This is a genomic window from Flavobacterium sp., assembly GCF_029242675.1.
Classification (GTDB): Bacteria; Bacteroidota; Bacteroidia; order Flavobacteriales; family Flavobacteriaceae; genus Flavobacterium.
Genome location: NZ_JAQWTM010000268.1, coordinates 1 through 8,437, shown reverse-complemented (window position 1 = coordinate 8,437; position 8,437 = coordinate 1). Strand labels below are relative to the sequence as shown.

Sequence of the window (8,437 nt, the reverse complement as noted above, 5' to 3'; positions counted from 1 at the left end):
TATAATTTATATTCTTATTTGGTCGTGACCCTGCGGGTCGGGCTATTCGTTCCCGCTTTTTTAGGCCTTCGTTCCTCCGTCCTAAAAAGAGCTCCACTACTATCCCTAACGCAAAACGTTTGGCGATAAAATTATGAATTTAATTCTATTCCTAATTAGCCAATTGCTTTTAAGGCTTCCATTAAAATCTTATTTTCATCTGCTGTACCTATTGTTAAGCGCAAGGTGTTTTCACACAATGGCTGCGTTGTTCGGTTCCGAATCACGATTCCTTTTTGAATTAATTCATTGTATCTTTTATTTGCATCATCCACTTTTATTAAAACAAAATTTGCTTCTGTTGAATAAATTTTCGATACAAATGCTACTTCATTTAAAACTTTAAGTAAATCATCTCTTTGTATTACAATAGAGTCTATTTCTAATTGTATTTTTTCTTTGTCAGCCAGTCTTTCTAATGCTCTTTGTTGTGTCAACTCATTCACATTGTATGGTGGCTTTATTTTGTTTAAAACCGCAATAATTGCTGCAGAAGCGTAACAAATTCCCAAACGAATTCCAGCCAAACCATACGCTTTTGACAACGTTTGTGTAATCACTAAATTTGGATATTCATCTAATTCGTTCAACCAACTTGGCTTTTTTGAGAAATCAATATAGGCTTCATCAATAACGACTAATCCTTTGAAATTCTTCAGCAAGGTTACTATGCTTTCATCATCAAATGAATTCCCTGTGGGATTATTAGGCGAACATAAAAATAGCATTTTTGTATTGGCATCAACCGCAGCCAGGATTTTATCGATCTCAGGCTGAAAATCTTGAGATAGTAAAACTTCTCTATTTTCTACGGCATTAATGTTAGCCAAAACACCATACATTCCGTATGTTGGCGGTAAAGTAATTACGTTATCAACTTTAGGTTCGCAAAAAGCTCTAAATAGTAAATCCAATACTTCATCGCTTCCGTTTCCTAACAAAACTTGATTCGCTTTAAGATTTCTTTGCTTCGCTAAAACGGATTTAACACTGCTTTGCTTTGGATCAGGATAACGGTTTACGCCATTTTCGTACGGATTTTCATTGGCATCCAAAAAAATCATTTGAGCCACATCAAAATCCTTAAATTCATCACGAGCTGATGAATACGGTTTCATGGTTTTAACGTTCTCGCGAACTATTTTATTTATATCGAAATTTTCCATTTTCTTATGTTTTTAGAGGGGAAAAATCAGATTCAAGAGTCAAGAGAAAAAACTTTTATATTGTGTCTACTTCTCTAATATCTTGTTTCTCGCATCTTGTTTCTTGCTTCTTGCCTCTTGTTTCTCGCATCTTGTTTCTTGCCTCTTGTTTCTTGCCTCTTTTCTCTTCTGACTTATTCTAAACTCTTTAATCTTAATGTTGCTGCATTTTTGTGTGCTTGCAAGCCTTCTGCTTCAGCCATAAGTTCAATTGCAGAACCAATATTTTGAATTCCCTTTTCAGAAATCTTTTGGAAAGTCATTGCTTTCATAAAACTATCTAAGTTGACACCACTATAGTTTTTAGCATAGCCATTGGTTGGTAACGTATGATTAGTCCCTGAAGCATAATCACCCGCGCTCTCAGGAGTATAATTTCCAATAAAAACAGAGCCTGCATTTCCTATATTGTCTACGTAAAAATCTTCATCAGCCACGCACACTATAAAGTGCTCTGGTCCATATTCATCAATTAGATCTAAGGCGATTGCATCGTTTTCAACAAAGATTAATTTTGAATTAGCAATCGCTTTTTCGGCAATTTCTTTGCGTGGCAGATCTTTCAATTGATTTTCAATTTCAATTTCTACAGCATCAATCAGATCTCTAGACGTTGCTACCAAAATAACTTGACTGTCAATACCATGCTCCGCTTGAGAAAGTAAATCAGAGGCTACAAAAGCAGGAACAGCAGTATCATCAGCTACCACTAAAAGTTCCGATGGTCCAGCAGGCATATCAATCGCAACTCCAAATTGGGTTGCTAATTGCTTAGCCACGGTTACATATTGGTTTCCAGGTCCAAAAATCTTGTACACTTTTGAAATGGTTTCTGTTCCAAAAGTAAGTCCAGCAATCGCTTGAATTCCTCCTACTTTCAGAATTTTAGTTACGCCACATAAATTGGCTGCGTATAAAATTGCAGGATTAATTTTTCCGTTTTTATCTGGTGGTGAGCACAACACTATTTCTTTGCAACCTGCAATATTTGCAGGAACAGCCAACATTAATACTGTTGAAAACAAAGGAGCTGTTCCGCCAGGAATATATAAACCCACTTTTTGAATCGGTCTTTTTTCTTGCCAGCAAGCAACACCTTCTACTGTTTCAACAGCTACTTTAGGTGTCTTCTGAGCCAAGTGAAACTTTTCAATATTACTTTTCGCTAACTGAATAGCTTCCTTTAACTCAGTTGGAATAGTAGCAATCGCTTCCATTATTTCAATTGCTGAAACCGCAATTTCCTTTGGAGCACCACCATCGAACAAGGCAGTATATTTTGCGACAGCAGCATCTCCTTTCTTTTGAACCTCCTTAAAAATTTCTTTTACAGTCTGCTCTATATCATTCACCGTTTTTGTAGGTCGCTCTAAAATTGCAGACCAAGTTTCCGGTTTTGGGTTGTATATTTTGTTCATATTAGCCCCCTAGCCCCCAAAGGGGGAATTGTTACAGGAGAGGTAACCTGTATTTTTATTGTAGTTACATATTTCAGTCTATAGTTACTAGTTCCCCCTTCGGGGGTTAGGGGGCTACAGTACCATTTTTTCAATTGGGCAGATCAAAATCCCTTCGGCACCGGCATCTTTTAACTGATCTATTACATCCCAAAAGGTATCTTTATCGATAACAGAGTGTACGCTGCTCCATCCTTCTTGCGCTAGTGGCAATACGGTTAAACTACGTAATACTGGCAGAATTTTACCCACTTCTTCAATTTTGTCATTTGGTACGTTCATCAAAATGTATTTTGATCTACGTGCTCTTAAAACAGATTCGATTCTGAATTTTAAAGTGTCAATCAATTTTTGAACATCTGGAGTTACTTTTGGTGAAACCGCAAGTACTGCTTCACTTTTGTAGATAATCTCAACTTCTTTCAAATTGTTTTTAAACAACGTACTTCCGCTAGAAACGATATCTACAATTGCATCGGCAAGACCAATATTTGGAGCGATTTCTACCGAACCTGAAATTTGGTGAATGTCAACATTTACTCCAAATGAGTTGAAATATTCGATAACTGTGTTTGGGTAAGAAGTAGCGATACGCATTCCTTCTAGGTCTTGGATTGAATTGTATTCGAATGTTTTAGGGACAGCAACCGATACTTTGCATTTAGAAAAACCTAGTTTTTGAACTACTTGAATTCCTTTTCCTTTTTCGACTAATAGATTATCACCAACTATAGCGATATCTACTACACCATCGATTAAGTATTGAGGAATATCTGAATTTCTAAGGTATAAAACTTCAAGAGGAAAGTTAGACGCTTCAGCTTTTAACTGATCGATACCGTTGTTGATAGAGATTCCGCAGTCTTTTAGTATTTGGATACTGTCTTCGTTTAAACGTCCTGATTTTTGAATTGCAATATTTAATGTACTCATTGTAATAATTTTTAGAATAGTTAGGTCTGAGTACAGTTAGGTTCAATAAAAAACCCGTTTGATGTACTCAAACGGGTTTTTAAATATGATGATTTACATGCATACCATTAACACATCGCTTGAGAGCAATAATGAAAATGATGATGATGTAATTTGTTTGTAAACATGACTTGTTTTATTTATCGATTGCAAATATAGATACTTTTTTTATTATAAAACAATTTTTACTTTAACTTAAAGTTAGATTTTTGTTAAATAAAACTTATCTACCTTCGAGATTTACTTTTCTTCCTTTTTGAAATCGCTATCAGTTGTAGTTTGCAAGATATTCTCTCTTATTTCTGTATGACGTATTTCACCTCCTGAAGTCCCTACGAAAGATCCTAAAACAGCTGCTCCTATTGCTAGAACTAAAGTGATATAAGATACTAGTTTTGCAAACTTATGATTTTTTAAAGCCGTGTACAATGAGACTACACTAAAAAACGCCAACGCATATAATGCTATTGCTAGTTTCTCAGCAAGCTCTTCGTGTTCATGAATAACATGATGTCCTATATTTGGCATATCCTCGACCATTTCCTCTGCACCTTCTCCTGTGTACATGCTCACAAACGCAAAAGCAGCTGCCACTATAAACAAGACATATGCCGTATTTTTAATTGCATTACTTTTTAAAACCAAGCCTGCTATTAAAATTCCTACTCCAAAAATTGTCCCTATAACAGGGAAATGGTTAACTACTAAGTGCCAATGCGCTTCGTTCATAATTACTATTTTAAATTTGTTTGTTTATACTTTTACACCAAATAAATAACCTACCCATGCCGAAAGCCCCATGGCAATTGTACCCCAAATTGTAATTCTCAAAATTGCTTTGGAGATGCTTGATCCGCCTGTTTTTGCTGACATAGCACCTAACAGAATAAGAAACAAAATCGTAGATGCATACAGCCAATACTCCATGCCTTTTACTGGTGCAAAAAGAACCACTAAAAGCGGTAAAACACCACCAATAGTAAAGGAAGCTCCTGAGGCTAATGCTGCTTGAATTGGATTTGCTTGACTGATTTCATTAATACCTAATTCGTCTCTTATATGTGCGGCTAATGCATCTTTTTCTGTAAGTTCAAGCGCCACTTGCATTGCCGTTTCTTTTTTAAGCCCTCGCTTTTCATAAATTTGCGCTAAGATATGTAATTCTTCCTCAGGCATTTCTCTAATTTCTACTTTTTCTCGCTCAATGTCTGCCATTTCAGAATCAGTTTGAGAGCTTAAAGAAACAAACTCACCTGCGGCCATGGATAAAGCACCCGCAACCAGTCCAGCAACGGTTGCCAAGATGCTTGGCTCTCTGCTAGTACTAGCTGCGGCTATCCCAATTGCCAGACTCGAAATAGAAATAATACCGTCATTTGCTCCAAGTACTGCTGCTCTAAGCCAGTTGCTACGATGAATATAATGATTATCTAAATAATTATCAATTGTTAGCGTTGGGGTACTGTTGTCGTCTGTCATGTCATTCGAATTACTTTATGGTCTTTTTGAAATCTTTTTTTTAATCTGGATTTCGGTTTCTGTCTTTTAAATTTAACAAAACTACCCTCTAATTAATTGGCTACATCAAAAACACCTTTAACGAGTATCTTAGACTTGCTATTAATTTGATCGTTTGCAGTAATTGCTACATACTTCTCTGATTGTTCACCAGTGCTCACTGCTACTTTTTTGAAGTAGTACGTATTGTCTTTGTTTTCTTTTAATAAAAGTACGTACTTTTTGGTATTTTCAGTAATTAAAGCTTCAATTGGTACAGCCAGACTTTTTTTAGAATCAACTATAATATTGGCTTCAACAAACATTCCTGTGATTAATTTTTGAGTCATTTTTTCTTCTAAATGAGCATGTACATTGATCGTTCTATCATTACCTTCAATTGATTTTCCAACCAAATGCACTTCGGCATTAAAAGTTTCTTTTGATGCTTCAGGAACGGTAAACTTAACCACTTGTCCTTCTTTTACTTTCAAAATATCTTTTTCAAAGACATTTAATTCCAAGTGTAAATGAGAGGTTTGAATGATATCCAAGATCACATCCGATGGAGCAACATGCGTACCTACATTAGCATTCATGACCACAATATCTCCAGCTATTGGTGCATAAATGGTAATAACCGAGGTTAATTTCCCTTTTTCAACATTGGAAGGACTAATATTAAGCATCACTAGCTTCGCACGTAAACTTTGATACATTCCTTTGGCTCTGCGGTAATCACTCTCCGCTTTTAAATAATTTTTTTGTGAAGTTATTTTTTCATCAAATAGTGTTTTCTGACGCTCATATTCGGACTTTAGATACTTAATTTGTTCTGCAACATCCAAATATTCTTTTTGAATATCTAAGAATTCTGTATTTTCTAAAGTTAACAAAGCTTGCCCTTTAGTTACTTTGTCACCAACCAATAGCGATGTTGATTTCACATAGCCGCCAATAAAAGAGGTGGTTTGCGCTCTGTTTTGAGGTGGAACATCTACTTTTCCAGAAGTTTTAACCGTTACATCAAAATCTTGTTCCATAGGCTCAGCGATTGCCATTGCACCAGATTTAAATTGTGCTGTTGTAACCGTTATAAAATCGGTATTTTTAGTTGACACTTCTTCCTTTTTTTCTTCTTTGCAAGACACAAAAATCATCGAAAGAGTGAATATGTATAGTATTTTTTTCATTTTTGACGTTTTAGTAATTTAAGTATCGAATGTCTAATTGTGTTTTGTTAAATTGAAGTACATTATCTAAATAATCTATTTGTATGATGGTTGCGTTTTCTAAACTTTGAATGTATTGAAAAAAGTCAATCTCGCCGTGCTTATAACTCATGCTTCCAACTTTAATTATTTCGTCAGACAGCTTTTTTCCATATTGATTATAGTAGTTAATCGCTTCCTGATATTTGGCTAACTCTTCCTTTTTCTGATTCAAATAACTTTCCATTTTTTGATTTTCATTCTGCTTCTGTTGCTCCCAACTTTGCAATTCGAGTTGCGCCACTTTCGATTTAGAAACCGTAGCGGTATACAAAATAGGAACTGCTATGCCCACTTGAAAACCATTTAAAGATTGTGAAATTCCTTTATTCGAACCTCTAAAAACATCAAAGTGCAAATCAGGTAACCAACTTTGTTTTTGTAATTCAATTTGGCTTTCATAATTTTTACTAACCATTTCTAAATAAGCGGTGTAAACTTTTTTACTTGCATCATTACTTAAAAATTGCAATGGAACAACTTTGTTACTATTGATTACAATTTTATCATCCGTTTGAACTAGATTTTGCAGTGCGCTGTACTCTAATTGCTTCTCATTCCCTATTTGCGACAGCTTCGTTTTTATTTGCCTGAATTTAGATTCTGCAGTGATTTTTTCTAGGTAATTGGTCTCCCCTAATTCAAAACGTCTGTCACTTGCTTTAGAGAAAGTATGATACAAACTATCCAAGTACACATACAATTTCTCTTGATGTTGCAGGTACACTATTTGGTGATATCCTTTTGCAATAGCTAATGAAAGTTTGTTTTTCTGAATCTCAAAACTAGCTTTTTCCTTTTCGAATTCGGTTGTATTTACTTTCTTTCGAGCACCATAAACCGTAGGGAATTCAAAGCGTTGTTGTACACCAAATACTTTTAAGGGTTCGTTGTTGTACGCCACATTATTTTGATCATAATTGTAATAAATATTTGTTTTATCGAAAGAAAATGCACTGTTAATATTGGCTTTGTACTTCTCCACTTGCAATTGATAAGACTTTAATCCTTTGTTATTGCTAATACCCTTTACAATGAGACTATCAAGTTCTGACTGATTGTTTTGTGCAAAAGCAAAAGAGGTTGATAAAAACAACAAAATAACTAAACTAGTGCTAGTGTGTTTTTTAAATTTGGGTTTCTTAAATTCCTTTTGATCGAATAACTTGAATAAAATAGGCAATACAATCATCGTTAAAACAGTAGCAGTAAACAAACCTCCAATTACCACAGTCGCTAGCGGGCGTTGCACCTCTGCTCCTGCCGATGATGAAATAGCCATTGGCAAAAAACCTAATGCTGCAGCCGCCGCGGTTAATAATACCGGACGCAATCTATCAGTCGTTCCTTTTAAAATTAGTTCGTCAATATTTTTCATTCCTTGGTGTTTCAATTCTTTAAAATGTTCAATTAATACAATTCCGTTTAGCACAGCAATCCCAAAAAGGGCAATAAAACCAACACCTGCTGAAATACTAAAAGGCAATCCTCTAATCCATAAAAACAGTACTCCACCAACTGCAGATAATGGAATGGCGGAATACACCATCAAAGCTTCTTTAACGGAACCAAACGCAAAAAACAATAAGATAAATATTAAAAATAATGCAATAGGTACGGCAACCATCAATCTGGCTTTTGCGCTTTGTAAGTTTTCAAACTGACCACCATATTGCACATAATATCCCATAGGTAATTTGACTTGTGTAGCTACAATTTTTTGAATATCGGTAACTACGCTTTGCAAATCACGATTTCGAACATTAATACCTACCACAATTCTGCGGTTGGTATTGTCTCTTGAAATTTTAGCAGGACCTTCCGTATAATCAATATTTGCTAATTCTTGCAAGGGTACTTGCTCTCCTGATGGTGCTGTGACATAAAGGTCTTTTAAGTCATTGATACTTTTTCTGTTGGCTTGATCTAAACGAATCACCATATCAAAACGTTTCTCGCCTTCAAACACATTACCGACTGTTTTACCAGCAAAACC

General features: G+C 35.3%; 7 protein-coding genes. All 7 read right to left on the bottom strand.

Translation table 11 applies throughout. The features are described from left to right. Window positions 1-155: 155 nt before the first annotated feature. Window positions 156-1,205, bottom strand: a complete 1,050-nt coding sequence (hisC, locus tag P8M54_RS09935) for a histidinol-phosphate transaminase (RefSeq protein WP_300287669.1) — start codon at window positions 1,203-1,205, stop codon at window positions 156-158. Window positions 1,206-1,378: 173 nt separating this feature from the next. Further along, complete coding sequence (gene hisD / locus P8M54_RS09930; RefSeq protein WP_300287668.1) at window positions 1,379-2,662, bottom strand: histidinol dehydrogenase; 1,284 nt, start codon at window positions 2,660-2,662, stop codon at window positions 1,379-1,381. Between the two features lie 114 nt (window positions 2,663-2,776). Continuing rightward, window positions 2,777-3,634 (bottom strand): ATP phosphoribosyltransferase, encoded by an 858-nt coding sequence (gene hisG / locus P8M54_RS09925; protein ID WP_300287667.1) that lies wholly within the window; start codon window positions 3,632-3,634, stop codon window positions 2,777-2,779. A 279-nt stretch (window positions 3,635-3,913) separates the two neighbouring features. Continuing rightward, complete coding sequence (locus P8M54_RS09920) at window positions 3,914-4,402, bottom strand: hypothetical protein (protein ID WP_300287665.1); 489 nt, start codon at window positions 4,400-4,402, stop codon at window positions 3,914-3,916. A gap of 24 nt (window positions 4,403-4,426) precedes the next feature. Beyond that, a complete protein-coding gene (locus P8M54_RS09915) occupies window positions 4,427-5,152 on the bottom strand; it encodes a VIT family protein (protein WP_300287664.1) in 726 nt (241 codons plus the stop codon). A 92-nt stretch (window positions 5,153-5,244) separates the two neighbouring features. After that, window positions 5,245-6,363 (bottom strand): efflux RND transporter periplasmic adaptor subunit, encoded by a 1,119-nt coding sequence (locus P8M54_RS09910; RefSeq protein ID WP_300287663.1) that lies wholly within the window; start codon window positions 6,361-6,363, stop codon window positions 5,245-5,247. 10 nt (window positions 6,364-6,373) lie between these two features. Next, window positions 6,374-8,437: efflux RND transporter permease subunit (locus P8M54_RS09905; RefSeq protein ID WP_300287662.1), on the bottom strand; the 2,064-nt coding region annotated here is incomplete at its 5' end.

What these genes read in the sequence shown, in the direction of transcription:
- hisC (WP_300287669.1), bottom strand. Translation starts at nt 1,205, where the DNA reads ATGGAAAATTTCGATATAAATAAAATAGTTCGCGAGAACGTTAAAACC.
- hisD (WP_300287668.1), bottom strand. Translation starts at nt 2,662, where the DNA reads ATGAACAAAATATACAACCCAAAACCGGAAACTTGGTCTGCAATTTTA.
- hisG (WP_300287667.1), bottom strand. Translation starts at nt 3,634, where the DNA reads ATGAGTACATTAAATATTGCAATTCAAAAATCAGGACGTTTAAACGAA.
- P8M54_RS09920 (WP_300287665.1), bottom strand. Translation starts at nt 4,402, where the DNA reads ATGAACGAAGCGCATTGGCACTTAGTAGTTAACCATTTCCCTGTTATA.
- P8M54_RS09915 (WP_300287664.1), bottom strand. Translation starts at nt 5,152, where the DNA reads ATGACAGACGACAACAGTACCCCAACGCTAACAATTGATAATTATTTA.
- P8M54_RS09910 (WP_300287663.1), bottom strand. Translation starts at nt 6,363, where the DNA reads ATGAAAAAAATACTATACATATTCACTCTTTCGATGATTTTTGTGTCT.